Origin of the sequence: Streptomyces djakartensis (assembly GCF_014651075.1) — a bacterium.
Taxonomy (GTDB): Bacteria; Actinomycetota; Actinomycetes; order Streptomycetales; family Streptomycetaceae; genus Streptomyces; species Streptomyces djakartensis.
The window spans coordinates 266725-292105 of record NZ_BMWE01000003.1; the positions used below are offsets into that span (position 1 = coordinate 266725).

Annotated in this window: 22 protein-coding genes and 6 tRNA genes; 19 read left to right on the forward strand and 9 right to left on the reverse strand. The window is 71.8% G+C overall.

The features are described 5' to 3' along the window. Positions 1 to 217 precede the first annotated feature (217 nt). From cobT to IE212_RS07090, 4 genes are all read left to right on the forward strand, one after another. Positions 218 to 4468: a nicotinate-nucleotide--dimethylbenzimidazole phosphoribosyltransferase gene (gene cobT / locus IE212_RS07075; RefSeq protein ID WP_190196840.1), complete on the forward strand. Its 4251-nt coding sequence runs from the start codon at positions 218 to 220 to the stop codon at positions 4466 to 4468. A 171-nt stretch (positions 4469 to 4639) separates the two neighbouring features. Further along, a complete protein-coding gene (gene cobA / locus IE212_RS07080; protein ID WP_190196841.1) occupies positions 4640 to 5881 on the forward strand; it encodes a uroporphyrinogen-III C-methyltransferase in 1242 nt (413 codons plus the stop codon). 63 nt (positions 5882 to 5944) lie between these two features. Continuing rightward, positions 5945 to 6763 carry a TrmH family RNA methyltransferase gene (locus IE212_RS07085; protein WP_190196842.1) on the forward strand — a complete coding sequence of 273 codons (819 nt, stop codon included), beginning with the start codon at positions 5945 to 5947 and terminating at the stop codon, positions 6761 to 6763. 9 nt (positions 6764 to 6772) lie between these two features. After that, entirely contained in the window at positions 6773 to 7165 is a 393-nt protein-coding gene (locus IE212_RS07090) for an NUDIX domain-containing protein (protein ID WP_190196843.1), read from the forward strand. Between the two features lie 41 nt (positions 7166 to 7206). Here the strand turns inward: IE212_RS07090 and IE212_RS07095 are convergent, their stop codons facing one another. Then, entirely contained in the window at positions 7207 to 8613 is a 1407-nt protein-coding gene (locus IE212_RS07095) for a serine/threonine-protein kinase (protein WP_190196844.1), read from the reverse strand. Positions 8614 to 9151: 538 nt separating this feature from the next. Between IE212_RS07095 and IE212_RS07100 the strand changes: the two genes are divergently transcribed. The 3 genes from IE212_RS07100 (at position 9152) to IE212_RS07110 (ending at position 11280) form a co-directional block, all read left to right on the forward strand. After that, positions 9152 to 9361 (forward strand): hypothetical protein, encoded by a 210-nt coding sequence (locus IE212_RS07100; RefSeq protein ID WP_190196845.1) that lies wholly within the window; start codon positions 9152 to 9154, stop codon positions 9359 to 9361. Between the two features lie 620 nt (positions 9362 to 9981). After that, positions 9982 to 10899 (forward strand): phosphotransferase family protein, encoded by a 918-nt coding sequence (locus tag IE212_RS07105; protein ID WP_229864110.1) that lies wholly within the window; start codon positions 9982 to 9984, stop codon positions 10897 to 10899. Positions 10900 to 10998: 99 nt separating this feature from the next. Continuing rightward, positions 10999 to 11280 (forward strand): TFIIB-type zinc ribbon-containing protein, encoded by a 282-nt coding sequence (locus tag IE212_RS07110; protein ID WP_190196847.1) that lies wholly within the window; start codon positions 10999 to 11001, stop codon positions 11278 to 11280. A gap of 68 nt (positions 11281 to 11348) precedes the next feature. Here IE212_RS07110 and IE212_RS07115 read toward each other — a convergent pair. From IE212_RS07115 to IE212_RS07135, 5 genes are all read right to left on the reverse strand, one after another. Beyond that, positions 11349 to 11420, reverse strand: a tRNA-Val gene (locus tag IE212_RS07115). A 43-nt stretch (positions 11421 to 11463) separates the two neighbouring features. After that, positions 11464 to 11535 (reverse strand) — tRNA-Val (locus tag IE212_RS07120). Positions 11536 to 11561: 26 nt separating this feature from the next. Continuing rightward, a tRNA-Val gene (locus IE212_RS07125) sits at positions 11562 to 11633 on the reverse strand. A 1-nt stretch (position 11634) separates the two neighbouring features. Further along, positions 11635 to 11708, reverse strand: a tRNA-Cys gene (locus IE212_RS07130). A gap of 37 nt (positions 11709 to 11745) precedes the next feature. Continuing rightward, a tRNA-Gly gene (locus tag IE212_RS07135) sits at positions 11746 to 11818 on the reverse strand. A gap of 177 nt (positions 11819 to 11995) precedes the next feature. On the opposite strand from IE212_RS07135, the gene IE212_RS07140 reads away from it, so the two are divergent. From IE212_RS07140 to IE212_RS07150, 3 genes are read left to right on the forward strand one after another with little or no spacing between them, the layout of a single operon-like run. Continuing rightward, positions 11996 to 13039 (forward strand): chorismate-binding protein, encoded by a 1044-nt coding sequence (locus IE212_RS07140; protein WP_190196848.1) that lies wholly within the window; start codon positions 11996 to 11998, stop codon positions 13037 to 13039. Further along, complete coding sequence (locus IE212_RS07145; protein WP_190196849.1) at positions 13036 to 13857, forward strand: aminotransferase class IV; 822 nt, start codon at positions 13036 to 13038, stop codon at positions 13855 to 13857. The genes IE212_RS07140 and IE212_RS07145 overlap by 4 nt, the downstream gene beginning before the upstream one ends. A gap of 56 nt (positions 13858 to 13913) precedes the next feature. Further along, a complete protein-coding gene (locus IE212_RS07150) occupies positions 13914 to 14738 on the forward strand; it encodes a GNAT family N-acetyltransferase (protein ID WP_190196850.1) in 825 nt (274 codons plus the stop codon). Between the two features lie 18 nt (positions 14739 to 14756). Here IE212_RS07150 and IE212_RS07155 read toward each other — a convergent pair whose 3' ends face one another. Then, the gene (locus IE212_RS07155; RefSeq protein WP_190196851.1) at positions 14757 to 15287 is read right to left on the reverse strand and encodes a DsbA family protein; all 531 of its coding nucleotides are present in this window, start codon (positions 15285 to 15287) and stop codon (positions 14757 to 14759) included. A gap of 191 nt (positions 15288 to 15478) precedes the next feature. Here IE212_RS07155 and IE212_RS07160 point away from each other — a divergent pair, with 191 nt between their 5' ends. Together IE212_RS07160 and IE212_RS07165 are read left to right on the forward strand one after the other, a co-directional pair. Further along, on the forward strand, positions 15479 to 15919 hold the full coding sequence (locus IE212_RS07160) for a hypothetical protein (RefSeq protein ID WP_190197000.1): 441 nt from the start codon (positions 15479 to 15481) through the stop codon (positions 15917 to 15919). Positions 15920 to 16072: 153 nt separating this feature from the next. Continuing rightward, positions 16073 to 16225 (forward strand): hypothetical protein, encoded by a 153-nt coding sequence (locus IE212_RS07165; RefSeq protein WP_190196852.1) that lies wholly within the window; start codon positions 16073 to 16075, stop codon positions 16223 to 16225. A 94-nt stretch (positions 16226 to 16319) separates the two neighbouring features. Here the strand turns inward: IE212_RS07165 and IE212_RS07170 are convergent, their stop codons facing one another. Both IE212_RS07170 and IE212_RS07175 read right to left on the reverse strand, forming a co-directional pair. Continuing rightward, entirely contained in the window at positions 16320 to 16880 is a 561-nt protein-coding gene (locus IE212_RS07170; RefSeq protein WP_190196853.1) for a CGNR zinc finger domain-containing protein, read from the reverse strand. A 290-nt stretch (positions 16881 to 17170) separates the two neighbouring features. Then, positions 17171 to 17584, reverse strand: a complete 414-nt coding sequence (locus tag IE212_RS07175; RefSeq protein ID WP_004002642.1) for an SsgA family sporulation/cell division regulator — start codon at positions 17582 to 17584, stop codon at positions 17171 to 17173. A 191-nt stretch (positions 17585 to 17775) separates the two neighbouring features. Here IE212_RS07175 and IE212_RS07180 point away from each other — a divergent pair, with 191 nt between their 5' ends. The 7 genes from IE212_RS07180 to IE212_RS07210 all read left to right on the forward strand — a co-directional run bounded on the left by IE212_RS07180 (position 17776) and on the right by IE212_RS07210 (position 25377). Next, on the forward strand, positions 17776 to 18234 hold the full coding sequence (locus tag IE212_RS07180; protein ID WP_190196854.1) for a TIGR02611 family protein: 459 nt from the start codon (positions 17776 to 17778) through the stop codon (positions 18232 to 18234). Between the two features lie 76 nt (positions 18235 to 18310). Continuing rightward, positions 18311 to 18382: transfer RNA gene (locus tag IE212_RS07185), tRNA-Val, on the forward strand. 395 nt (positions 18383 to 18777) lie between these two features. Continuing rightward, positions 18778 to 20067 carry an ABC transporter substrate-binding protein gene (locus IE212_RS07190; RefSeq protein WP_190196855.1) on the forward strand — a complete coding sequence of 430 codons (1290 nt, stop codon included), beginning with the start codon at positions 18778 to 18780 and terminating at the stop codon, positions 20065 to 20067. After that, positions 20067 to 21068, forward strand: coding sequence for a carbohydrate ABC transporter permease (locus IE212_RS07195; RefSeq protein ID WP_190196856.1), 1002 nt, complete (start codon positions 20067 to 20069; stop codon positions 21066 to 21068). Before IE212_RS07190 ends, IE212_RS07195 begins: the two co-directional genes overlap by 1 nt. Further along, positions 21065 to 21946 carry a carbohydrate ABC transporter permease gene (locus IE212_RS07200; RefSeq protein WP_190196857.1) on the forward strand — a complete coding sequence of 294 codons (882 nt, stop codon included), beginning with the start codon at positions 21065 to 21067 and terminating at the stop codon, positions 21944 to 21946. The genes IE212_RS07195 and IE212_RS07200 overlap by 4 nt, the downstream gene beginning before the upstream one ends. A gap of 7 nt (positions 21947 to 21953) precedes the next feature. Then, positions 21954 to 22544 (forward strand): hypothetical protein, encoded by a 591-nt coding sequence (locus IE212_RS07205; protein ID WP_190196858.1) that lies wholly within the window; start codon positions 21954 to 21956, stop codon positions 22542 to 22544. A gap of 91 nt (positions 22545 to 22635) precedes the next feature. After that, positions 22636 to 25377 (forward strand): exo-rhamnogalacturonan lyase family protein, encoded by a 2742-nt coding sequence (locus IE212_RS07210; protein ID WP_190196859.1) that lies wholly within the window; start codon positions 22636 to 22638, stop codon positions 25375 to 25377. The last annotated feature ends 4 nt before the right edge of the window (positions 25378 to 25381 follow it).

Sequence of the window (25381 nt, forward strand, 5' to 3'; positions counted from 1 at the left end):
CACGCAACGTGGCGCAGTCCACAGCGGAACCGTCGCGGATCAAGGTGCCGTGACGGTGGTTCGGCCGCAACAATGCCAGTGAGTGGCTTTGTCGCCTTTTCCGGGCGGGCCGTTCGTGCCGCTGGGGACGCACGCTCGTTCTTCACTGTGGGGCGGTCGGTGCGCCGTTCCGGGCGAGCTGGACTGAGGAGCACTAACCGATGGGCGAGGGGTACGCATGACCGACACCGGCCAGGTCCCGGGCGAGGGGCAGCCGGAGAGCGCAGGCATGGTGGAGCAGCCGGGCGCCGCCGCGCACGGTGCGTACGCCTACCTCTCCGAGGACACCGTCGAGGACGAGGAGCTGCTGCTGCCGGGCTCCCAGGGCGCCTGGGGCAACGAGGTCGCCCCGCCCGCGCCGGAGCCGGTCGTCGAGGCCGTGCACCAGCCGGGCCCGCACGAGCTCTCCGGCCGCGACAGCGGTTCGGTCGACCTCGGCGGCGTACGCCTCCCCGACCCGCCGCCCATCCCGCCCATCACTCCGCGCAGGCCCCTGCACCTCGGCCCGCCGCTGCCCGACAGCTCCGCCAGCCCGGTCCGTTCCCTCGCCGACCGCGGTCCCGCGGACGCGCCGGCGCGCCAGGCCGCGCCCGCGTCGGCCGGCCCCGAGTACCTCGACGCCCCGCGCGCCACGGAGGCGTCCTCGCCCCCGGCGGCCCCCTGGGGCGCGCAGTCGGCCCCGCAGGCCCCGGTGAGCGCCGGGGCGGCCGCTGCGGAAACGGTTGTTCCGGCTCCGCATCCGGTGGGCGAGGCCCAGGCGGTTGCCACGAGCGCGACTACGGAGACGGGCCGGCCGGCACCGACGCACCCCACCGGCCCAGGCCCGGACGGGAGTCAGGCGGTTGCCGCCGAGGCCGCGCAGGCGACGCCCACGCAGAACCCGGAGGTTGCCGCCGAGGCCGCGCAGGTGATGCCCACGCAGAACGCGGCGGTTGCCGCCGAGGCCGCGCAGGTGATGCCCACGCAGAACGCGGCGGTTGCCGCCGAGGCCGCGCAGGCGATGCCCACGCAGAACGCGGCGGTTGCCGCCGAGGCCGCGCAGGCGATGCCCACGCAGAACGCGGCGGTTGCCGCCGAGGCCGCGCAGGTGATGCCCACGCAGAACGCGGAGGTTGCCGCCGAGGCCGCGCAGGTGATGCCCACGCAGAACCCGGAGGTTGCCGCCGAGGCCGCGCAGGTGATGCCCACGCAGAACCCGGAGGTTGCCGGCGAGCCCGGTACGGCGGCTGCCCACCCGGGCAGCGGCCAGGTGGCCGCCCCCGCGCCCGGCGTGGCTGACGCCGCCGGCACGGGCACCGGACCGGAAGCAGATCATCCGGTAGCCGCCGAGGCCGGGCCGCCGGCGTCCGGTCAGGGCGCCGCCGCCGCTGCTGCCCCAGCCGAGGGCGGGACCGTGCCGGCGCCGGTCGTGGACGGCGCCGGCCGGGACGGCGAGCAGGCTCCGGCCGTTGCGGCTCCCGACGCCCCGGGCACGGCCGTCGCCGACGACATCGCCGACGGCGCCGGACAGGGCACGGCAGTCCCTGCCGAGGAGCAGGGCGTGGCGCCCGCCCCTGCCCCCGAGGCTGCGGTCCAGGCCCCCGAGGCGGTCCCCTTCCCGGAGGCTCCCGTCACGCCCCAGCCCACCGCCACCGCGCCCTGTGAGGCCGGCGCCGCAGAGGCGGTTGCCGAGCCCGGCACTGCCGCGCAGACACCCGGCGCGCCGGGGTCCGCCGAGCAGGTTCCGGCGGCGGGTGTTGGGCCCGAGGCCGTTGCGCCGGGTGGGGCCGTGGGCCCTGGGCAGGCAGCCGGTGATGAGCCGGAGGCGTCGGGTGTCGAGTCCGCTGTGCAGGTTCCGGCGGCGGGTGTTGGGCCCGAGGCGGTTGCGCCGGGTGGGGCCGTGGGCCCTGGGCAGGCAGCCGGTGATGAGCCGGAGGCGTCGGGTGTCGAGTCCGCTGCGCAGGTTCCGGCGGGAGGTGTTGGGCCCGAGGCGGTTGCGCCGGGTGGGGCCGTGGACCCCGCGCAGGCCGCCGGTCAGGAGCCGGAGGCCACCGCTGGCGAGTCCGCCGCGCAGCCTGCCGAGCCGATTGCCCCGCAGACCAACCCCCAGGTACCTGAGGCAACTGACGTCACGACAGTCGTCCATGAGGCGAGGCCTCCGCAGACCCCCGCCACCGAAGCACCGGCAGACGCTGCCGGGGCTACGGCCGCCGAGGCGGTGGCCCCTGCCGCGTCCGCCTCCGAGGCACCAGCAGAAGTACCGGCTCAGCCCGCTGAGGCCGCACCCGCTCAGCCCGCCGAGACGGTCGCCCCGGCGCCCTCGGCGAAGACCCCCGCACCTGCTCAGGCACCGCACGCCGAAGCACCGGAACCGACCGCACCCGATCCGGCGGCACAGCCCGCACCTGAACCGACCGGACCCCAGCCGGCCGCACCCACGTCGGAGCCCGCGGGGAACGTCCCCCCGCAGGCCACCGACGAGAGCGCACAGCCCGGCCTCCAGGGCCCGCAGCAGTCCCAGCCGGCCGCCGCTCAGCCGGCCCGACCCGAGGCGGAATCCGTGGTCATCGTCCCCGCCCCCCGCGAGGGCGACACCGAACTCGTACAGAACGCCGACGACCTGGACACCAGGGCCGCCGAACAGGAAGACGTGGCGGACCAGGAACGCCACGAGCCGGAGGGCACGGCCGAAGTGCCGGAAGCACGACAGCCCACCGGCCCCGCCGCACCCGGCTACGACCCCGCCGAGCGCGAGGCCGTGCTGAAGGTCATGCGCGAACGCCGTGACATCCGCAACGGCTTCCGCAGTGACCCGATCCCGCACGAGGTGCTGCTCCGCGTCCTGGAGGCCGCCCACCACGCGCCCTCGGTAGGCCACTCGCAGCCCTGGGACTTCGTCGTCATCCGCTCCGCCGACACCCGGCGCGCGATGCACGAACTGGCCATGCGCCAGCGCGACGCGTACGCCAAGTCCCTCCCCAAGGGCCGGGCCAAGCAGTTCAAGGAACTGAAGATCGAGGCCATCCTCGACACCCCGGTGAACATCGTCGTCACCGCCGACCCGACCCGCGGCGGCCGCCACACCCTCGGCCGCCACACCCAGCCCCAGATGGCTCCGTACTCGGCCGCCCTCGCCGTGGAGAACCTCTGGCTCGCCGCCCGCGCCGAAGGCCTCGGCGTCGGATGGGTCAGCTTCTTCGACGAGCGCGAGATGGTCCGCGCCCTCGGCCTGCCCGAGCACCTCGAGGTCATCGCCTACCTGTGCGTCGGATACGTCGACGAGTTCCCGGACGAGCCCGAACTGCTGCAGGCGGGCTGGTCCAAGCGCCGCCCGCTGTCCTGGGTCGTGCACGAGGAGACGTACGGCCGACGTGCCCTGCCCGGAGAGGAACCACACGACCTGCTCGCCGAAACCGTCGCGCAGATCCGCCCGCTCGACGCCAAGGCGCTCGGCGAGGCGTGGGAGCGTCAGAAGCGCATGACCAAGCCGGCCGGAGCGCTCGGCATGCTGGAGATCATCTCCGCGCAGCTGTCCGGCCTGTCCCGCCAGTGCCCGCCGCCCATCCCGGAGCCCGCGGCCGTCGCGATCTTCGCCGGTGACCACGGCGTGCACGCGCAGGGGGTCACCCCCTGGCCGCAGGAGGTCACCGCCCAGATGGTGGCCAACTTCCTCGGCGGCGGCGCCGTCTGCAACGCCTTCGCCACTCAGGTCGGTGCCGAGGTCTGCATCGTCGACGTGGGTGTGGCCGCCGACCTCCCGGCCACTCCCGGCCTGCTGCCCCGCAAGGTCCGGGCAGGTACCTCCGACATGACCACCGGCCCCGCGATGACCCGCGAGGAAGCCCGACAGGCCATCGAGGTGGGCATCGAGACCGCCCGCGACCTGGTCGCCGCCGGTAACAAGGCCCTGCTCACCGGTGAGATGGGGATCGGGAACACGACCGCTTCGGCCGCCCTGATCTCCGCCTTCACGGGCGCGGATCCGGCCGAGGTCACCGGCAGGGGAACCGGCATCAACGACGAGACCCTCGCCCGCAAGACCGAGGTCGTCCGCCGTGCCCTGGAACTCCACCAGCCGGACCCGGCCGACCCGATCGGCGTGCTCGCCGCGATCGGCGGCTTCGAACACGCGGCCATCGTGGGTCTCCTCCTCGGCGGAGCGTCCCTGCGGACGCCCGTCATCCTGGACGGCGTCAGCGCCGGCGCCGCCGCCCTGGTGGCCCGCGCCATCGCCCCCGAGGTCCTGGCCGCCTGCATCGCAGGCCACCGCAGCGCCGAACCGGGCCATGTGGCCGCCCTCAACAAGCTCGGCCTGCGCCCCCTGGTCGACCTGGACCTGAGGCTGGGCGAGGGCACGGGCGCGTTGCTCGCCCTCCCGCTGGTCCAGAGCACGGCCAGGGCGATGCACGAGGTGGCGACCTTCGATTCGGCCGGAGTGACCGAGAAGTAAGCCCCCCGTGGGTCCCGTTGGTCCCGTAGGTCCCGTAGGTCTGCGGGTCCTGCGGGGCCCGCACTCCGTAACGATGCCCAGCCACCGGACACCTGTGCGCCCGACCCCACCCGCAGCCTAAAATCCGCACGTCAGGGCCCCGAGAACCGCCACAACAGGAGCCACACCGTCATGGCCGAACACCCCGCCTACCCCGTAGGCCTCCGCCTCACCGGCCGCCGCGTGGTCGTCCTCGGCGGCGGTCAGGTCGCCCAGCGCCGCCTCCCCGCCCTCATCGCGGCCGGCGCCGACGTCCATCTCGTCTCTCCCGAGGTGACCCCGTCCGTCGAGGCCATGGCCGACGCCGGCGAGATCACCTGGCACCGGCGCCGCTACGAGGAAGGCGACCTCACCGGCGCCTGGTACGCCCTGATCGCCACCGGGGACACCCAGGCCAACACCCTCGCCTCCGCCGAAGCGGAACGCCACCGCGTCTGGTGCGTCCGCTCCGACGACGCCGACGAGGCGACGGCCTGGACCCCGGCCACCGGCCACAGCGAGGGCGTCACCATCGCCGTGCTCACCACGGACGCGCGCGGCCGCGACCCCCGGCACACCGCCGCCATCCGGGACGCCGTGGTCGAGGGCCTGCGCGACGGCACGCTCGTCGCCCCGCACCACCGCACCCGGACGCCCGGCGTCGCCCTGGTCGGTGGCGGCCCCGGCGACCCGGACCTGATCACCGTGCGCGGGCGCCGTCTGCTCGCGGAGGCGGACGTCGTCATCGCGGACCGCCTCGGCCCGCGCGACCTTCTCGCCGAACTCCCGCCCCACGTGGAGGTGATCGACGCGGCGAAGATCCCCTACGGTCGCTACATGGCCCAGGAGGCCATCAACAACGCGCTCATCGAGCACGCGAAGCAGGGCAAGTCGGTCGTCCGTCTGAAGGGCGGCGACCCGTACGTCTTCGGCCGTGGCATGGAGGAGTTGCAGGCCCTCGCCGAGGTCGGCATCCCCTGCACGGTCGTACCCGGGATCTCCAGCTCGATCTCGGTTCCGAGCGCGGCCGGCATCCCGGTCACCCACCGCGGGGTCGCCCACGAGTTCACCGTGGTCAGCGGCCATGTCGCACCCGACGACGAGCGCTCCCTGGTCGACTGGCCGTCTCTGGCCAGGCTGACCGGCACGCTGGTGATCCTCATGGGCGTCGACAAGATCGGAAAGATCGCCGAGACGCTCGTCGCGCACGGGAAGCCGGCCGACACCCCCGTCGCTCTGGTCCAGGAGGGCACGACGGCCGCCCAGCGCCGCGTCGACGCGACGCTGGCGACCGTCGCCGAGACCGTCCGGGCCGAGGACGTGAAGCCCCCGGCGGTCATCGTCATCGGTGAGGTCGTGAAGGTCGGCCCCACGACTGCGGCGACAAGCGAGTAACCCGGGGTAACCAACCCGTCCCGAGCCGTTGGCACCGCACCCAGGACAAGGCAGTATCACCCTGTGGCCGATCTCATCACCGTCGAGGATCCCGACGACCCGCGCCTGCACGACTACACGGGCCTGACCGACGTGGAACTGCGCCGCAAGCGCGAACCCGCCGAGGGCCTCTTCATCGCCGAGGGCGAGAAGGTCATCAGAAGGGCCAAGGAAGCCGGCTACGAGATGCGGTCCATGCTGCTCTCGGCCAAGTGGGTCGACGTCATGCGCGACGTCATCGACGAACTCCCCGCCCCGGTCTACGCCGTCAGTCCTGAGCTCGCCGAGCGGGTCACCGGCTACCACGTGCACCGCGGCGCGCTCGCCTCCATGCAGCGCAAGCCACTGCCCACGGCGGCCGACCTCCTCCGCACCAACCGCCGCGTCGTGATCATGGAGTCGGTCAACGACCACACCAACATCGGGGCGATCTTCCGCTCGGCCGCGGCCCTCGGCATGGACGCCGTCCTGCTCTCACCGGACTGCGCCGACCCCCTCTACCGCCGCAGCGTGAAGGTCTCCATGGGCGCGGTCTTCTCCGTGCCGTACGCCCGTCTGGACACCTGGCCCAAGGGCCTGGAGTCGGTCCGCGAGGCGGGCTTCACGCTCCTCGCCCTCACCCCCGACGAGAAGGCCCGCCCCCTCGACGAGGCCGCCCCGCACACCATGGACCGGGTGGCCCTCATGCTCGGTGCCGAAGGCGACGGCCTGTCCACCCAGGCCCTGGTCGCAGCCGACGAGTGGGTCCGCATCCCCATGTCCCACGGCGTCGACTCCCTCAACGTGGGCGCGGCCGCCGCGGTGGCCTTCTACGCCGTGGCCACCGGCCGCCCTCAGAGCTAGGGCCGGTACGTGGAGCAGCGCGAGGCCATCGTGGCTGTCCTGCGGCGCGGGGACCGCGTCCTCGCTGTCCGGCGCGGTCCGGCCGTCGCCCGCCCCGGCTACTGGCAGCCGCTCAGCGGCAAGGTCGAACCGGGCGAGACCCAGGAGCAGGCGGTCGTCCGGGAGGTCCGCGAGGAGGTCGGCCTCACCGTGGTGCCGCTGGGGAAGGTCTGGGAGTCGGAGACCGACGACCACCGGTTCCGCCTCCACTGGTGGACCGCCCGCGCGGACACGGGGGAGGTGGTCCCCGACCCGGGGGAGGTTGCCGAGACCCGCTGGGTCACGCCGGAGGAGTTCCTGGCCCTCGACCCGGTGTTCGACGGCGATCGCGAGTTCTTCGAGCGGATCCTGCCGGAGGCGTGAGGTCGGCCCCGGCTCCGGCTCCGGCTGCCGGACGGGCCGGCTCAGCCCCGGCTCGGGTGCCGCGGCTTCGCAGCCGCGTCGTCCAGCGGCTGCGAGCGGTGCACCTGCCGCTCTTGCACACCGTCTCCGTCGCCGAGCCCCCGCGCCGGGCCCTGGCAGCCCTGGATCAGGGCGATGCCCAGCGCCACCACCAAGGTGACCACGACGAACACGAAGAGCCGCTGCCGGAGCAGCCGCGGATTGGCGGGCCGCAGCCGGGTCCCCGTGTTCCTGGACGCCGGACGCCCGGCACCGCTGTGCGGAGCGGGGCGGCTGCCGCTGCCCGAACGCGTCCCGTCGCGCCCGGTGGGCGTCGGCCGCGACCCGGATCGTGACGGCGCGCCACCGCGGGAGCCGCGCCCCGCGGGTTTGCCGCCGCCCTGCGTACCGTTCGCCCGCCGGGCAACGCCGTCCCCCGTGGCAGAGGCCGCCCGCGGCGGGGGAGTGCCACGGCCCCGCTGCGCGCCGGACGGCCCCGCACCCTGCTGTGTCTGCGGACGGCGCGGGCGCTCGGCGTAGGTCTCGGTATGCCGCTCGGTGTCGGCGACGCGCGGCCCGGGCGGCCTGACGCCGGTGAGGTCCTGCGCCTCACGAGCGGCGATCTCCTTCAGCCGGAGGGACAGTTGGAGCGTGCTGGGCCGCTCCTCGGGGTCCTTGGCCAGGCAGGCCCGGACGAGCGGGGCCAACGCGTCGGGCACACCCTGAAGCTGCGGTTCCTCGTGCACGACGCGGTACAGCATCACCTCGGAACTTCCGTGTCCGAAGGGAGAGTCGCCCATCGAGCAGTACGCGAGCGTGGCACCGAGCGAGAACACGTCGGTGGCCGGGGTCACGGCCGCCCCACGCACCTGTTCGGGCGCGAGGAAGCCGGGTGAGCCGACCGCCGTGCCGACATGGGTGAGCGTCGAGGCGCCAGTGGCCCAGGCGATACCGAAGTCGATGATCCGCGGCCCCTTCGGGGACAGCAGGATGTTGGACGGCTTGAGGTCCCGGTGCACGACCCCGGCCTCGTGCACGGCGACCAGGCCCTCCGACAGTGCGGCCCCGACGGCCGCGACGTCGGCCGCGCAGAGCGGTCCCTCGGCGGCGACCTTGTCGTGCAGGGAGGGGCCGGGTACGTACTGCGTGGCGAACCAGGGGCGGTCCGCGTCGAGGTCGGCGGCCACGAGACGTGCCGTACAGCCACCGCGGATCCGCCGGGCAGCCGAGACCTCGCGGGCGAACCGCGAGCGGAACTCCTGATCCTCCGCGAGATCGGGCCGGATGACCTTGAGCGCGACCCGCTGGCCCTTCTTGTCGGAGCCCAGGTAGACCACGCCCATCCCACCCGCGCCGAGCCGTCTGTGAAGCCTGAACGAGCCGACGACGCGCGGGTCCTCGCGCCTCAGGCGCATCATCGCCATGTTCATCCCCGCTGCCCGGTCCTGTGACGAGCCACAGCTTACGTTTCCACAGCCGCCCTTGCGCAGAGGCCGCGCCCTCTCGGGGCGACGGATGTCAGTGTGGGGCCGGAAACTTGAAGGGCGGTCAGGGGACCCGCGGACCGGAGGTGTCACACGGACGGGTATCCCAACCGGCTGACGGGGTAGGGCGATTGGACCCGTCACGGGGGGTCGCGTGAAGACGGCCGTGAAGGCCGGTGACGCGGCGCGCACGCAGGAGTGAGCGAAGTCACGCGATGGGGCCCCGGGGGGGGCGAACAGGGCGGGTGAGCCTTGAGTCCCCTCGGGGAAGACCCTGAGACCGGGGGGCGCGTCTCCAACCAGGGGAGTACGTCGCGGAGGACGGCTCATCCTCGGGGAGGCCCGGCAATCGGTACGAGGGCATGACGCCCCGGGGAGGGCCGGGAGCCTAGATTTGAGGTCAAGCGGCGGGTGCAGCACTCGTCCCCCGAGGTCACACACCCGCCGCTGCCAACGACAACTGAGAACGGTCAGGAGAGGGACCATGGCCCACACGGCACCGCGGACGTTGATCCGCGAGGAGGGACGCAAGGCGTACGCCGCCGCGTTCCGCCCCCGCCGCCAGGGCCGTCGCCACCCCGTGGTGGCGACGCTGATGGCCCTTCCCCTGGCGGTCCTGCTCCTGGTCGTCTTCGACGGGTGGGAGACAGTGGCCACACAGGCGTCGTCCGTGGGCGAGATGCTGGGGCGCTGAGCGGCGACCCCAGGCCCGGAAGAGCGGTCCGGGCGGGGACATCCACCCATGAAACCCCGTGGGGACGGGGGTGCGGCGGACGGCACAGATGCCGGCGCAGCTGGGGAGCTGCGCCGGCATTGCTTTTGCCTCTGGCGGTGGCGCGCGCGGTCGGCTTCGTGGTGGGTCGGGGCCGCGCCGGGGGGTGTCCGTCCTCGGAACGGCGCGACGGAGTCGGATACCGAGTGACTCCCCGTTGACGCGCCAACCGCTGCGGGCGGACACCCCCTGACACGTCCCCTTCCGTACGTACGCGGCTGCGGGTGCGCGGGGGCGGGCCGCCGATCCGCCTAGCTGCGGGCAGTCGTGCCGCTGGGGCGGCACGGGTGGGCGCAGCGGCACCTCGTCGCGCCGAGTTGCGCAACGCCCCGCCCCCCCAGCACCCACGCCGGGTACCTGGAACCGGGCGCCGGCCGTCCTAGCTGCGGGCAGTCGTGCCGCTATGGGCGATGGGGGGAGGGTGGGCCCAGCGGCACCCCGCAACGCCGGGCTGCGGACCTGCCCGGCCTCAGCAGCCACGCCGGGCACCTGAAGCGGACAGTTCCCACAGTCCTGCTTCCACCTGCGCGTACCCTCGCCCCGTGACCGCCACCCTGCTCCTGCAAGACCTCACCGCCCGGGCCAGAGCCACCGCCCACGCCCGCTCCCCGGCCTGCCCCTGCGGAGCGGCCACCCTGGCGGACCGCCCCGACGGCACCGTCGTCCGCCACGCGGACACCGTCGCGAAGGCCCACCCCCCGGACACCGATTCCACCGAACTCACCAGCCGCCTCACCGTCGCCGCGAGTCACCCCGGCATCCTGCTGGCCCCACTCGTCCCGACCCCGGTCGACCTGCACGGTCGCCTCGTGACGTTCTGGCCGTACGGAGCGCCCGTCGACCCGGAGGCCCCTGACGCCGCCCCCTGGGAGGCCGCCGCCGCGCTTCTCGCCCGGCTGCACCGCACCCCGGCCCCGCGCGCACTGCCCGCCATGCGGGGCCCCGCCAAGGCGGCCCGTGCCGTCGCCCGTCTCCGGGAGGCGGGCCCGCACCCGGCCGCCGCCCCCGTCCGCCGGGCCTGGGGCACGCTCCCCGCCTGGGCCCGGGCGGGGGCCCCGATGCCGGACACCACGACGATGTGCCACGGCGACCTGCACCTGGGCCAGCTCGTACGCCACCCCGCCCCCGAAGGGCCCTGGCTGCTGATCGACGTTGACGATCTCGGTGTCGGCGTCCCGGCCTGGGACCTCGCCCGCCCCGCCGCCTGGTACGCGTGCGGACTGCTCCCGCCCGACGATTGGGGCCGCTTCCTCGCCGCCTACCGGGAGGCCGGGGGCCCGGCCGTCCCCGCCGACGGCGACCCCTGGCCCGTCCTGGACGTCCCCGCCCGCGCGCTCACCGTGCAGACCGCGGCCCGGGCCGTGGTGAAGGCGGCAGCGGCCGGCCGGCCCCTGGACGAGGTGGAGCGGTCGGTCGTGGACGCCTGTGACCGAATGGCTGCCGTCCCGCCGCACAGTTGACGCGGGAGTACGCGAAGTAGGCTGCAACCGACCACAGCGGGACGAAGTCTGTCCCGGTGACACACGAAGCGGGACCGAACCGGCGAGGAGTGAACGACCATGCAGTGTCCGAAGTGCCATGCGCCGATGCACACGTACAACCGCAACGGCGTCCAGATCGAGCAGTGCAGCGGCTGCCGGGGGATCTTTCTCGATTACGGCGAGCTGGAGTCGCTGACCCGCCTGGAGGCCCAGTGGTCACAAGGCGCCCCGCCGCCTCCGCCTGCCCCGCAGGCCTACCCGGCCCATCCCGCCCCCGCCTGGGGCGCTCCGCACGGCGGCCACGGTCACCACGGTCACCACCGCCACAAGAGCTTCGGGCACATGCTGTTCTCGTCGTAACGGGACGAGTCGGCCGCGACGAAGCCCCCGGTGGCCGAATCGTTCGGCCACCGGGGGCTCCGGTGTTGTGGACGATACTGGGATTGAACCAGTGACCTCTTCCGTGTCAGGGAAGCGCTCTCCCGCTGAGCTAATCGTCCTCGGGACCATGGCCACCCAATGGAGCGGATCATGGGCACTGCGTGCGCGATACTGGGATTGAACCAGTGACCTCTTCCGTGTCAGGGAAGCGCTCTCCCGCTGAGCTAATCGCGCGGGTTCGGATCTTCGATCAGATCCAGTGGACGATACTGGGATTGAACCAGTGACCTCTTCCGTGTCAGGGAAGCGCTCTCCCGCTGAGCTAATCGTCCTTGGAGGTGGAGACGGGATTTGAACCCGTGTAGACGGCTTTGCAGGCCGTTGCCTCGCCTCTCGGCCACTCCACCAGGAGTGTAGGGGGCCGGGAAGCCCCCTGTTCCTTCGAGCGGACGACGAGGTTCGAACTCGCGACCTCAACCTTGGCAAGGTTGCGCTCTACCAACTGAGCTACGTCCGCCTGTCGTTTCGGTCCGCTCTCGCGGCCCGGCGACGTGTTGAACTCTAGCGGATTCCGGAGCCAGTACAAAAACGCGTTTGTGCAGCGTGCTGCGCCTCCCCTGCTCAGGGACGTCGCGGAGCCCCCTGAGGGGACATGCCCCGGTCATCCCGAGGACACCGCCATAGACTCGACTGCGTGCTCGACCACCCTCCCCTCGCCCGCTTCGGCGACCGTGTCGCAACCGGGCTCCTCGACGTCACCGATGATCCCGAGGCCCTGGAATCCAGTGGCTTCTGGGCCGTCTGCGCCGACTTCGAGGGCCGTCTGACCTGCGCCCGCTTCCGGGAGGTGCGCAGGGCTCCGGTGCCCGCTCCCGTACCCGGCGCATGGCGGGGCCCGGCGGCGCGTGACTGGACGTCCTCGCTCGACCGCGCCGCGTACACGGCGGCGGTACGGCGGATCCGCGAGCACATCGCGGCCGGCGAGGTCTATCAGGCGAACCTGTGCCGGGTCCTGTCCGCGCCCGTCCCGCCCGGAGCCGACGTGGACGCCCTCACCGCGCTGCTGGCCCGCGGCAACCCGGCCCCCTACGCGGGAACGATCCGCCTGCCCGCGCACGGTGTGGAGATCGCCACGGCGTCCCCCGAACTGTTCCTGCGGCGCGCCGGGCGGGTCGTCGAGTCCGGGCCGATCAAGGGCACCGGCCGCACCGAGGCGGACCTGCTGGAGAAGGACTACGCCGAGAACGTGATGATCGTGGACCTGGTCCGCAACGACATCGGACGGGTCTGCGCGACCGGCAGTGTGACGGTGCCCGATTTGTGTGCCGTCGAGAAGCATCCAGGGCTGGTGCATCTCGTCTCGACGGTCCGCGGCGAGCTGGCGGACGGGGCCGGCTGGGCCGAGCTGCTCGGCGCCGCCTTCCCGCCCGGCTCCGTCACCGGCGCGCCCAAGTCGAGTGCCCTGCGGATCATCGACACCCTGGAGACCGCGCCCAGGGGACCCTACTGCGGGGGGATCGGCTGGGTCGACGCGGACCGGCGGGCCGGTGAGCTGGCCGTCGGCATCCGGACCTTCTGGATAGACCGCGCCGACGGCCTGCTGCGCTTCGGCACCGGCGCCGGCATCACCTGGGGCTCGGACCCCGAGGGGGAGTGGCGGGAGACCGAACTGAAGGCGGCCCGGCTGCTCGCGATAGCGTCGGGAGGGTACGAGGCGAGTGGAGAGGACCTGACGTGAAGATCTGGCTCGACGGCGGGCTGCAGGACATCGAGTCCGCCCGCGTCTCCGTCTTCGACCACGGACTGACCGTGGGCGACGGTGTGTTCGAGACGCTGAAGGCCGTGCACGGCCACGCCTTCGCACTCACCCGGCACCTCGACCGGCTCACCAGGTCGGCGCGCGGCCTGGGCCTGCCGGACCCGGACCAGGACGAGGTGCGCCGCGCCTGCGCCGCCGTCCTCGAAGCCAACCCCGTGCCGCTCGGCCGCCTCCGCATCACCTACACCGGCGGCCACGGCCCGCTCGGCTCCGACCGGGGCGAACACGGCCCCACGCTGGTCGTCGCCGTCGGCGAGACCACCCGCCGCCCCGACTCCACCGCCGTGATCACGGTCCCCTGGACCCGCAACGAGCGCGGCGCGCTCACCGGCCTGAAGACCACCTCGTACGCCGAGAACGTCGTCGCCCTCGCCCGGGCCCGTGAACGGGGCGCCTCCGAGGCCCTCTTCGCGAACACCGTCGGACAGCTCTGCGAGGGCACCGGGTCCAACGTCTTTGTCGTCCTCGACGGCGAGATCCACACGCCGCCGCTGGCCTCGGGCTGCCTGGCGGGCATCACGCGCGAGCTGGCGATCGAGTGGACCGGCGCCACGGAGACCGACCTGCCGCTGGACGTACTGGAGCGGGCCGACGAGGTGTTCCTCACCTCGACGCTGCGGGACGTCCAGGCCGTGCACCGGGTCGACGGCCGTGAGCTGCCGGGCGCGCCGGGCCCGGCGACGGCCAAGGCCATGCGGATCTTCGAGGAGCGGTCCGGGAACGACCTCGACCCCTGACCGTCGTCGGGATATTCGGCTGAACAGGGGCGCGGCTCGCGGGTAGAACAGCCCTGATGACCACGACCCTGCGGCCGACCGAGCCGCTGCAGCAGAACGCCGACGGGACGCGCTCGCGCCGCTACCAGGTGTGCGTGAACAGCCGACCCGTAGGGGCGATACACCTCGGCACACATCCCGTGTTCGGCGGTGCCGTGGCCCGGATCATGAGCCTGCGCATCGAGGAACCGGACCGCGGGCGCGGCCGGGGCACGGTGGCCGCGCTCGCGGCGGAGGAGGTGGCGCGGGGCTGGGGGTGCCGCCGTATCGAGGTGGCGGTGCCGGCCGGTTCCGAGCCGGCGTTCCGGCTCGCCACGGCGCTCGGTTATGTCGTGCGCAACCGCGCCATGGCCAAGCCGCTCGGCGACACCCCGCCGGACCTGCCGGAGGGCAGCCGTGGCCGGCCCATGACCGAGGCGGAGTTCGGCCCCTGGCTGGAGAAGGGCAAGGAGGGCTACGCGCGGAGCTGGATCGAGCGGGGTGTTCCGGAGGCCGAGGCCCGGGCCAAGTCGGAGCGCGACCACGCCACTGTGCTGCCCGAGGGTCTCGCCACCCCCGGGCATCTCATCAGCGTCGTGGAACACCGGAGCACACCGGTGGGCACGCTGTGGCTCGCGCTGCGCGAGGACAACGCCTACGTTTTCGACGTCGAGACCCACGCCGCCCACCGGGGCAGGGGACACGGACGCACCCTCATGCTGCTGGCGGAGGCCCAGGCGATCGTCGAGGGCAGACGGGTCATCGGCCTCAACGTCTTCGCGGGCAACGAACCGGCGGAACGCCTCTACGCGTCCCTCGGCTACGAGACGGAGCAGTACGCCATGTACAAGCCGCTGCTGTAGCTCCAGGGCCGGCGGGTGTCAGCCCTGCCGCTCCTGCTCCGCCAGCAGCCGGTCCGCGATCTCCTCGATCCGCTCGCGCAGACCCTCCTGGCTCTTGCCCCCGTCGAGCCGCTCACCCCCGATGACGTAGGTCGGGGTGCCCGTGACGCCGATCGCCTTGCCCTCGGCCTGGTCGGCGTCCACGAACAGGATGTGCCGGCCGTCGATCAGCGCCGTGTCGAACTCCTCGGCGTCCAGATCCAGTTCGCGGGCCAGCTCGACCAGGAAGGGTTCGCCCTTACGGCCCAGCTCCTCGACCCGCCCGAGCAGTGCCTCGACATAGGGCCACCCCCGGCCTTGTTCCCACGCTTCCTCCGCGGCCTGGGCGGCGGCGAAGGCGTGCTTGTTCTTCTCCAGGGGGAAGTGCCGCAGCCGCAGCTCCAGACGGTCGCCGTAGCGGGCGCGCAGGGCGTGGAGGTCGTCCAGCGCGGTGCGGCAGTCCGGGCACTGGAGATCGCACCAGACCTCGAGTACGGGGGCGGCGGGGCGGGCGGGGGCTGAGTCGCTCATGCCGACAGTCTTCCAGCCCTCGCGGCACCCGCCCCAACCGGACCTCACGAGGCAGGGGCGAGCGGCACCCGCGGAGGAGACGACCCGGAGTTGTCCCTGATGTCCCGGCCGGGGCGTGGCCCGCCGGGGGCGGCGGGTGCAGGATGGAAGGGACGAAGCCCCTGCTCGACCGCGCCACGCTGGAGGACCGGATGATCGCCGAGACAGTCTGCTCCGCCGTGTCCGCGGCAGGCCTGGGCATCGCCGCCGTCACGGCGTACCGCAAGCGTTTCCTCGCGGCGGTCCGCATCGCCGCGTACTCGCTCGTGCCGATCGGTCTGGTGATGACCGGAGTCGTCGAGTGGCTGGCCGACACCGCGTTCAGCCCCACGGCGTGGGCCGGATTCGGGGTGCTCGGCCTCGCGTGGGTGCTGTTCATGACCACCCGTGTCGTGGAGCGCCGCCGCGGCGGCACCCGCGCGGAACGCAGAGCGGCCGCCCGCGCCGCGGCCCAGCCGGACGCGGTGGACCCGGCGGCCTCGGCACCCTCCCTGCGGCAGGGCTCCCGCCCGGCTTCTCGGCCCGCGGCGGCCCCCAAGGGGGACGACGACTTCAGCGACATCGAGGCCATCCTCAAGAAGCACGGCATCTGACGGGACCCACGGCGGCCGAATCGTCACAGTGCGTCCGAGGGCGCGCGGAAGTGATCACAACCTGGACCGGACCTCGCCGAATCGGCGCACTCCCGCTCCGAACCGGGGCACTGATCGCGTTCGGCCGCCCGGCTGCGTCATCATCGCCGCGAGATGCTGGACACGACACAGAGCGACCCCGCGCCGCCACAGGAAGAGGCACGTGGCTGCCTCTTCGCCCTTTCCCAGCCACCGCTGATGATCTTCCTTGCGGTGATCGGGAGTCTGCTGCTCATGGCCTCGTTGCACGACCTGCTGCTGCTGTGAGCCGTACCCGCGTTGCCCGGCGCCACCCGCCGGGACCGCGTCGGCATCATGTCCCTGTGCGCGGTCGGGCCGGCCCCGCGCGGCGGACCGGGCGTCAGCCGGCGGCTTCCTTGCGGCGTGCCCGGTACGCGGCCACATGCAGGCGGTTCCCGCAGGTACGGCTGTCGCAGTACCGCCGCGAGCGGTTGCGGGACAGATCGACGAAGGCACGCCGGCAGTCGGGCGCCTCGCACCGCCGCAGCCGCTCCTGCTCCCCGGCGACGACGAAGAACGCCAGCGCCATCCCGCAGTCGGCCGCCAGGTGGTCGGCGACGGACGCGCCGGGCGCGAAATAGTGCACATGCCAGTCGTAGCCGTCGTGGTCCGTGAGCCGGGGAGTGGTGCCGGCGGCCGCTACCAGCTCGTTGATCAGGCCGGCGGCGGTCCGGGCGTCGGGGGCGGCGAAGACGGAGGCGAAACGCCCGCGGATCTTCCGCACCGCGGAGAGATCGAACTCCGAGAGCGTGCCGACGTCGCTGATCTCGTGGTTTCGTACGAAGTCCCCGAGGGCCGCCACGTCAGGCAGACCGTCGGAGGCCGGTTCGTCCTCCGGTGCGGTGTTCACCAGATCGACCACGGTGTCGAGGGCGCACCGGGTGTCGTGGGTGATCAGCACGATTCGCTCCCTGGCCTGAGGGTCGGGCAGGCGCCCGCCGATGCTGGCCGATGGTAACGGCTCCACCAGCGCCGGACCGTCCCCATGCCCGCACATGGCTTCGATTACAACGCCGCCGGGCCGGACATGGTTCCCGCCCGGCCGGCCCCGCGAGGCCGCGTGCGCACGCGAACCGGCGCCGCCCCGCGAGATGCGCGGTGCCGGCGCCGGTGTATCCCGTATGCGGTTGTCCGGGCCCGAGCCGTCTCCCCGAGTCGACGGCGCCGGGCGGCTTGGTGAGGGGCCTCGCCCTAGCTCTCCGCCAGGATGTGCGAGAGCTCCTGGTCGAGATCGAAATGCCGGTGCTCCGTGCCGGGCGGCACGGCGGCGTCTGTGCGCTTCAGGAAGGACTCCAGGGCCCGCGCCGGGGCCTCGAGCAGGGCCTCGCCCTCCGGAGAGCTCAGGGCGATGCACACGACGCCCTGACCGTGGCTGCGCGACGGCCAGACGCGGACGTCGCCGGTGCCCGTAGGGCGATGAAGTCCCTCGGCGAGGAGGTCGCGGGCGAACACCCACTCGACGGTCTCCTCGGCTCCGGTGTGGAAGGTGGCGTGCACGGCGTAGGGGTCGGCCGTGTCGTACCGCAGGCCTGCGGGGACAGGCAGGGAGGACTCGCTCGACACAACGAGGCGCAGGTGCAGCTCGCAGCTGACCGTGGTGTTCATAAGCGCCAGGGCCTTTCGCTCAGTGTGCGCTCGGGGATTCGCACGTCGGCGAAATCGACATGCCACCTACGGTGCCGTTGTAAACCCCTCTGAGTGTTTTGCGTGCCTTTACGTAACTCTTCTGGCCGAGAGATCGTTCGCGTCGTGCGTCCATTCCGGTGACTGGTTTCGCTCGGGTAGTGTTTGCCCGTATGAATACGGGGAGTAACGAGCCGGGCGAGGTGGCCGTGGCGTCCGACGAGACGGGGACCGACGAGACGCGGAGCGAACAGGACCGGGGGCTCGGTTCGCGTGCGCCGGAATTCATCAAGGCGCGTCGCGCACTGCATGTGAGCTGGCAGGTCGGCGTCTTCGTCATCGGGCTCGCGGTGGTCGTGACGGGCATCATCATGCTGCCGCTGCCCGGCCCGGGCTGGGTCGTGATCTTCGGCGGTATGGCGATCTGGGCCACCGAGTTCGTGTGGGCCCAGCTGGTGCTCCGCTGGACCAAGCGCAAGGTCACGGAGGCGGCCCACCGCGCCCTCGACCCCAGGGTGCGGCGCCGGAACATCATCCTGACCTCGATCGGGCTGGTCATCGTGGCCGTACTGGTCGGTATCTACGTGTGGAAGTTCGGCATCGTCATGCCGTGGAAGATCGAGAACCAGTGAGCCCCGGTGAGGGTGCCGGTGCCGGCCCTGTGGTCACAGGCACCCTCTGACATGGGGTAATGTTCTTCCTGCGCCCGGGCGATTAGCTCAGTGGGAGAGCGCTTCGTTCACACCGAAGAGGTCACTGGTTCGAACCCAGTATCGCCCACCCGGATCGTCGGCCCGTCTGCACACTGCGTGCAGGCGGGCCGACGTCGTCGTCCACGGAGCCTCGAACCTCGCGCAGGCCCTCGCCGGCCGCCGGAAACCGGACATCGTCCGCACCGCCCGGCTCTCCATCCCGGCGTCGTTTTTCGGTCGCGGCCGGAATGTCCGTGATCTGCCGCGTCTCGTTCCTCCCTCGAGCCGCACCCCTCTCACCAGTGACATCGCCGTGTCGGTGCCGTGCGGGGCGGGTGCTGCCCCCTCCCTGCCTCGCAGCCCGTCCCCGAGAAATTCTTGTCCGAATCATTGACGCACCCTCAGCCCCTCCGTACCTTGTGCCAGCAAGCGCTTACTTGAAACGATTCATGCGAGCGGGACGACGTGCGGGGAGGCCCAACTGTGGTGAACGCCAGGAATGTTGAGAGACGTACGATCCTGAAGGCGGCCGGTGCCACGGCGGCCACGCTGGGGCTGGCCGCGACCACGGGCTGCGGTGGGGACGGAGGGGCCTCCACGGACGGAACGGTGACGATCCGTTACGCGTGGTGGGGGGCCGAGGACCGCGCCCAGCGCATCAACAAGACCATCGCCCTCTTCGAGAAGAAGTACCCGAAGATCAAGGTGAAAACGGACTTCCAGCCTTATCTCGACTTCTGGAAGAAGTTCAACACCCAGGCTTCCGGCGGGAATCCGCCGGACGTCTTCCAGAATGCCATCGGCTTCCTGCGCAAATACGACGCGAAGAACGTGCTGCTCGATCTCGGCGAGCAGGTCGAGGCCGGCAACCTCCGGATGGACGGATTCCGCGCGGGCCTCGAGAAGTTCGGCGAGATCGACGGCAAGCTCCTCGGTGTTCCGGTCGGTTCGAACTCCATGTCCCTGGTCATCGACAAGCCCGTCTACACGCGGGCCGGAGTGAAGCCGGAGCAGGGCTGGACCTGGGACGAATTCGACGCCGCGATGAAGAAGATCCGGGACAGGACGGGCCGCGCCGGCGACAGCGGCATGTACGGGGTCATGTACCTCTACGACCTGTACCTGCGTCAGAACGGCAAGGCCTTCTTCACCGAGGACGGACTCGGCTTCACCGAGGCGGACCTGACGGACTGGTGGACCAAGGCCGAGAAGGGCGTGAAGGACGGCGTCTACGCCGACCCCAAGAAGGTCGCCCAGATCAAGCCCAAGTCGGCGGTCGCCGCCGAGCTCGCCGGTGGTGAGTTCACCTGGGACAACTTCACCGTGCGCTACACGGCCGAGGGCAAGAGCGAGTACGGCCTCGCGCCCATCCCGACCACGGACGGCAAGAAGACCGGCCAGTACCTCGGCTCGCTGATGCTGAGCGCCTCCAAGCGCACCCAGCACCCCAAGGAGGTCGCCCAGTTCATCGACTTCATGGTGCACGACCCCGAGGTCGCCAAGATCATGGGCTACGACCGAGGAGTGCCCGCGACCCAGGCCCAGTACGACGCGTACAAGCCGACCGACGAGGTGAACAAGGCGATCGCCGCCTACGAGGAGTCTCTCGTCCAGGCCGGTGTTCTGGAGCCCATCACGCCGCACCCGAACGGCGCGGACATCTGTGAGTCCGCGTTCCTGCGCATCGCCGAGGAGCTGGCCCTGGGCAAGCGCTCGGTGGACGAGGCCGTCAAGCAGTTCTTCACCGAGTCGAAGACGGCTCTCGGCACCTGATGGGAACCACCGTGACACACGCCCCTGCGATGGAGGGCCTGACGAAGGACTCCGAGCCGCGGCACGGTCCGGTGAAGTCCGCGCGCCCCGCCGCCCTCAAGCGGCGGCGGCGCCGGGAGAACCTGGCCGGCTACCTCTTCATGTCCCCGTGGATCGCCGGGTTCCTGCTGCTCACCGCGGGCCCGATGGTCGCCTCGCTGTACTTCGCGTTCACCGACTACAACCTGTTCGACGCGCCCAGGTGGATCGGCCTCGACAACTTCTCCGAGATGTTCGGCGACCCGCGCTGGCGCCACTCGGTGCAGGTCACGCTCTGGTACGTCGTCGTCGGTACACCGCTGAAGCTGCTCGCGGCCCTCGGCGTCGCGCTGCTGCTCGCCCAGAGCCGGCGCGGCCAGGCCTTCTACCGGGCCGCGTTCTACGCGCCGTCGCTGATCGGTGCGAGCGTGTCCGTCGCGATCGTCTGGAAGGCGATCTTCTCGGACGACGCGATCGTCGACCGTACGCAGAAGATCCTCGGCGTGGACGCCGGCGGCTGGACCGGCGACCCGGACATGATCATCTACAGCCTGGTGGCGCTCACCGTCTGGCAGTTCGGCGCCCCCATGGTCATCTTCCTGGCCGGCCTCAAGCAGGTCCCGCGCGAGCTGTACGAGGCAGCCGAGGTCGACGGGGCGGGCAAGCTGCGTCGGTTCTGGAACATCACGCTGCCGATGATCTCCCCGGTGCTCTTCTTCAACGTCCTGCTGGAGACGATCCACTCCTTCCAGATCTTCAGCTCCGCGTACATCGTCGGCGGCGGCGCCGGCGGCAACGCCTGCGGCCCCGCGGACGGCTCCATGGTGTACACCTGCTACCTCTACGTCCAGGGCTTCGAGAACAGCCGGATGGGACTGGCCTCCGCGATGGCCTGGATGCTGCTCGTCGCGGTCGCCCTGGTGACGGCGGTGCTGTTCTGGTCCCAGAAGCGCTGGGTGCACTACGAGGAGGGCGCCCGATGAGCGCGCACGCCACCGACGTCACCCCGCGCGCGGGCGGACTGCGGCACAAGCTGCCCGGCTCCCTGGCCTGGCACCTGGGATCCCTGCTGATCCTCGCGGTGATCCTCTACCCGGTCGTCTGGGTCATCGGCGGGTCCTTCAAGAAGAGCGAGGACATCGTCGGCAGCCTGGACCTCTTCCCGGGCGACCCGATCACCTCCAACTACACGCGGCTCGGCGAGGGCATCGCGGACATCTCCATCTCCACGTTCTTCCTCAACTCGCTCACGCTGTCCGTGGGTTCCGTGGCCGGCATCCTGCTGTCCTGCTCGCTGACGGCGTACGCCTTCGCGCGGATCAGGTTCGCGGGCCGGAACCTGCTGTTCACCCTGATGATCGGCACCCTCCTGCTGCCGTACCACGTGCTGCTGATCCCGCAGTACGTGCTGTTCCGCAACATGGAGATGATCAACACCTACACCCCGCTGCTGCTGGGGAAGTACCTGGCCACGGAGGCGTTCTTCGTCTTCCTGATGATGCAGTTCATGCGCAATCTGCCCAAGGAGCTCGACGAGGCGGCCCGGCTCGACGGCTGCGGGCACCTGCGCATCTACTGGTCGATCGTGCTGCCGCTGTGCCGCCCGGCCCTCATCACCAGCGCCATCTTCACGTTCATCAACGCCTGGAACGACTTCATGGGACCGCTGATCTACCTCAACGAGCCGGACAAGTACACGGTCTCGCTCGGCCTGAAGATGTTCGTGGACCAGGAGGCCGTGGCCGACTACGGCGGCATGATCGCCATGTCGCTGGTCGCGCTGCTGCCGGTCCTCGCCTTCTTCCTGGCCTTCCAGCGGTACCTGATCGACGGCATGGCCACGTCGGGCCTGAAGGGCTGAGGTGAGCATGGCCGGGACTCGGGTGAAGGCACGTGGTGAGTCGATGCTCGCCGAGAGGTTCTCCGTGTTCGCCGAGTGCCTGCTGACCGGCGTGTGGATCGCGGTGGCCTCGCTGGGGGGCGTCACGTACCCGGCGGCCTTCGCCGCCGGGGCGCGGCACCTGCGGCGCCGTACCGCGCACGAGGACGGCGGCTGGCGGGAGTTCGCCGCGGACTTCTGTACCGCCCTGCGCGGCGGGTGGCTCGCCGGGGTGGCCGGGTGGGCGGCGGTGGCCGCGGTCTGGGTGGACGTCCAGGCGGCCCGGGCGGGGATTCCGGGCGGGCCGCTCGTCGGGGCCGCCGGAGTCGGCGCGCTCATCGGGCTCGTCGTGGCCGGGCTGCGCGCGGCGGCGGTCTGGGAGCCGGACGCCCGCTGGCGGACGCTGCTCGCCCAGGCCTGGCGCCGGACGATCCTCGACCCGGCCGGTTCCTTCCTCGTCGTCGCGGGTCTGGCCGTGGTGGCCCTGTCCGCCTGGTTCGCCGCGCCGTTGGCGGCCCCCGTCCTCGGGGCCGTGGCGGCGGCGGCCGTGGCCGTGGAGGAGCGGTACCGGCACCGCTGACCTGTGGTGCCCGCATTCCGGGTCGGCGCCCCGGCGCCGCACCTTGTTCTGTCATGCCCCTGACCAGCCCACCAGGAAAGGCAGCATCCCCATGTCTCCCATCCCCCGCAGGTCCCTCCTGAAGGCGGCCGCCGTCGCCGGAGCCGCTGCCCAGTTCAGCTGGGCGCTGGGAGCGCAGGACGCGCAGGCCGCCCCCCAAGCGGGGACCGCCGACCCCGATCCGGTGACCCTGGACTGGCTGGAGGACGGCGGCCTCGGTGCGGCCCCCGGCTCCACCGTCGGCGTGCCCTGGCCGAAGGGCGCCTACCGGAAGGACCAGACCTTCGCGCTGACGGACGCGACCGGCCAGGCGGTACCCGTGCAGTCGTGGCCGATCGCCTACTGGCCCGACGGCTCCCTCAAGTGGACCGCGCACGCGGTCGGTTCGGGTACCGGCAAACTCACCCTCGCGGCCGGGAAGCCCGCAGCGCCCGAGAAGAAGGTCACCGTCGACAGGAGCGGCGGCACCATCGGCGTCTCGACCGGCGTCATCACCGTGAGGATCGGCAAGTCCGGCTCCACGATCGTCAAGTCGGTCTCCCGGGGCTCGACGGAGATCGCCAGGAACGGCCGGCTGGTGCTGATCCGCCAGCCCGAGATCGAGGACGAGGACCAGGGCGCGGTCAGGACCGAGCGCTTCGACGGCGCCGTCTCCAAGGTGGAGGTCGAGCAGGAGGGCCCGGTCCGCGCGGTCGTCAGGATCGACGGCAAGCACCGCAAGGGCGGCCGCAGACTGCTGCCCTTCTCGATCCGGCTCTACTTCTACGCGGGCGCCGAGTCGTTCCGCATGGTCCACACCCTCACCTTCGACGGCACCCAGGAGCCCGGAAAGGCGAGCGGCGACTTCATCCGCGGGCTCGGCGTGCGCTTCCAGGTGCCGATGCGCGACGCCGCCTACGACCGGCACATCCGCATCGGCGGCGACGGCACCGGCCTGCTCCGCGAGGCCGTCAAGGGCATCACCGGCCTGCGCCGCGACCCGGGAGCGGCCGTGCGCACGGCCCAGTTCGAGGGCAGGAAGCTGTCCGACCCGGCGACCTGGGACCAGCGGGTCACCACCCGCCTGCGGTACATCCCCGAGTGGGGCGACTACACCCTCTCCCAGCTGTCCGCCGACGGCTTCACGGTCCGCAAGCGCACCAAGAAGGGCCACGGCTGGATCGGCGCGGGCGGCGGCCGGAGGGCCAGCGGCTTCGGGTACGTCGGCGGCGCGAGCGGCGGATTCGCCTTCGGCCTCAGGGACTTCTGGGAGAAGTTCCCCGCCCAGCTCGACATCCGCGACGCCCAGACCGACACCGCCGAGATCACGCTCTGGCTCTGGTCGCCCGAGGCGCAGCCCATGGACCTGCGCTTCTACCACGACGGCATGGGCCAGGACACCTATCCCGAGCAGCTCGAAGGCCTCAACATCACCTACGAGGACTACGAGCCCGGCTTCGGCACCCCCTACGGCATCGCCCGCACCAGCGAACTCCTCTTCTGGGCCCACGACTCCACACCGAGCGCCGAGCGGATGGCCGGGCAGGTCGAAGCCGTACGCACCCCACCGCAGCTCGCCGCCCCGCCCGAGCAGCTCATCACGGCGGGCGTCTTCGGCAAGCTGTTCTCCGAGCCCGACCGCTCCACCGCCGCCAAGGCGAAGATCGAGGACCACCTCGACTTCCTCTTCACGTACTACAAGGACCAGGTGGAGCAGCGCCGTTGGTACGGCTTCTGGGACTACGGCGACATCATGCACAGCTACGACCCCAGCCGTCACCAGTGGTGCTACGACGTCGGCGGCTACGCCTGGGACAACTCCGAACTCTCGCCCGACCTGTGGCTCTGGTTCGCGTACATGCGCTCCGGCCGCGCCGACATCTTCCGGTTCGCCGAGGCCATGACCCGGCACACCGGCGAGGTCGACGTCTACCACCTCGGCAAGTGGGCGGGCCTCGGCACCCGGCACGGCGTCCAGCACTTCGCGGACAGCGCCAAGCAGCAGCGCATCGCCAACACCACGTACCGCCGGTACTACTACTTCCTCACGGCGGACGAACGGGTCGGCGACCTCATGCACGCCAACGTCGACTCCGACGAGACGTTCCTCGTCCTCGACCCCATCCGCAAGATCCGCACCGAGCCCTACACCCCCGACCGCAACGCCCTCTCCATCGGCTTCGGCACCGACTGGAGCGGCCTGGTCTCCGCCTGGCTCACCGAGTGGGAGCGGCGCGGCCCCAAGTGGGAGAAGGCCAGGGCCCGGGTCCTGTCGACCATGGAGACCATCGCCGCCCAGCCCAACGGCTTCGTCCAGGGCAACGGGCTGTACGACCTGGACACCGGGAGGTTCGCCGTCGCGGACAAGCCCGTGGTCGGGGTCTCACACCTGTCGGCGATGTTCGGCCTGGTGGAGATGTGCGCGGAACTCATCGACCAGATCGACATGCCGGAGTTCAAGGAGGCCTGGCTCGACTACTGCCGCTACTACAACGCCACCAAGGCCGAGCAGAAGGCCCGCTACGGCTCCGACTTCGGCAGCCTGCTGCTCTTCCAGGGCCACTCCCGGCAGGACGCCTACGCTGCCGCCCTGACGGGCGACGAGAAACTGGCCGCCCGGGCATGGCGGCAGTTCTACAACAGCGCCGACACCTGGGACTACAAGGAGAGCACCGACTGGTCGACCAAGAGGATCGAGGGCCCGGCCGGTCTGGTGGCGGGCAGCGAGGCGGCCTGGGTCTCCACCAACGCCACGGCGCTGTACGGGCTGGCCGCCATCCAGAACCTGGCGCTGGTCGGAGACAAGATGCCCTAGCCGA

Excerpts from the sequence above, each read along its gene's own strand:
- IE212_RS07160 (WP_190197000.1), top strand. The coding sequence starts at position 15,479 with ATGATCGCCGAGACAGTCTGCTCCGCCGTGTCCGCGGCAGGCCTGGGC.
- IE212_RS07195 (WP_190196856.1), top strand. The coding sequence starts at position 20,067 with ATGGGAACCACCGTGACACACGCCCCTGCGATGGAGGGCCTGACGAAG.
- IE212_RS07210 (WP_190196859.1), top strand. The coding sequence starts at position 22,636 with ATGTCTCCCATCCCCCGCAGGTCCCTCCTGAAGGCGGCCGCCGTCGCC.
- IE212_RS07205 (WP_190196858.1), top strand. The coding sequence starts at position 21,954 with ATGGCCGGGACTCGGGTGAAGGCACGTGGTGAGTCGATGCTCGCCGAG.
- IE212_RS07200 (WP_190196857.1), top strand. The coding sequence starts at position 21,065 with ATGAGCGCGCACGCCACCGACGTCACCCCGCGCGCGGGCGGACTGCGG.
- IE212_RS07100 (WP_190196845.1), top strand. The coding sequence starts at position 9,152 with ATGGCCCACACGGCACCGCGGACGTTGATCCGCGAGGAGGGACGCAAG.
- IE212_RS07180 (WP_190196854.1), top strand. The coding sequence starts at position 17,776 with ATGAATACGGGGAGTAACGAGCCGGGCGAGGTGGCCGTGGCGTCCGAC.
- IE212_RS07110 (WP_190196847.1), top strand. The coding sequence starts at position 10,999 with ATGCAGTGTCCGAAGTGCCATGCGCCGATGCACACGTACAACCGCAAC.
- IE212_RS07095 (WP_190196844.1), bottom strand. The coding sequence starts at position 8,613 with ATGAACATGGCGATGATGCGCCTGAGGCGCGAGGACCCGCGCGTCGTC.
- IE212_RS07165 (WP_190196852.1), top strand. The coding sequence starts at position 16,073 with ATGCTGGACACGACACAGAGCGACCCCGCGCCGCCACAGGAAGAGGCA.
- cobA (WP_190196841.1), top strand. The coding sequence starts at position 4,640 with ATGGCCGAACACCCCGCCTACCCCGTAGGCCTCCGCCTCACCGGCCGC.
- IE212_RS07150 (WP_190196850.1), top strand. The coding sequence starts at position 13,914 with ATGACCACGACCCTGCGGCCGACCGAGCCGCTGCAGCAGAACGCCGAC.
- IE212_RS07175 (WP_004002642.1), bottom strand. The coding sequence starts at position 17,584 with ATGAACACCACGGTCAGCTGCGAGCTGCACCTGCGCCTCGTTGTGTCG.
- cobT (WP_190196840.1), top strand. The coding sequence starts at position 218 with ATGACCGACACCGGCCAGGTCCCGGGCGAGGGGCAGCCGGAGAGCGCA.
- IE212_RS07155 (WP_190196851.1), bottom strand. The coding sequence starts at position 15,287 with ATGAGCGACTCAGCCCCCGCCCGCCCCGCCGCCCCCGTACTCGAGGTC.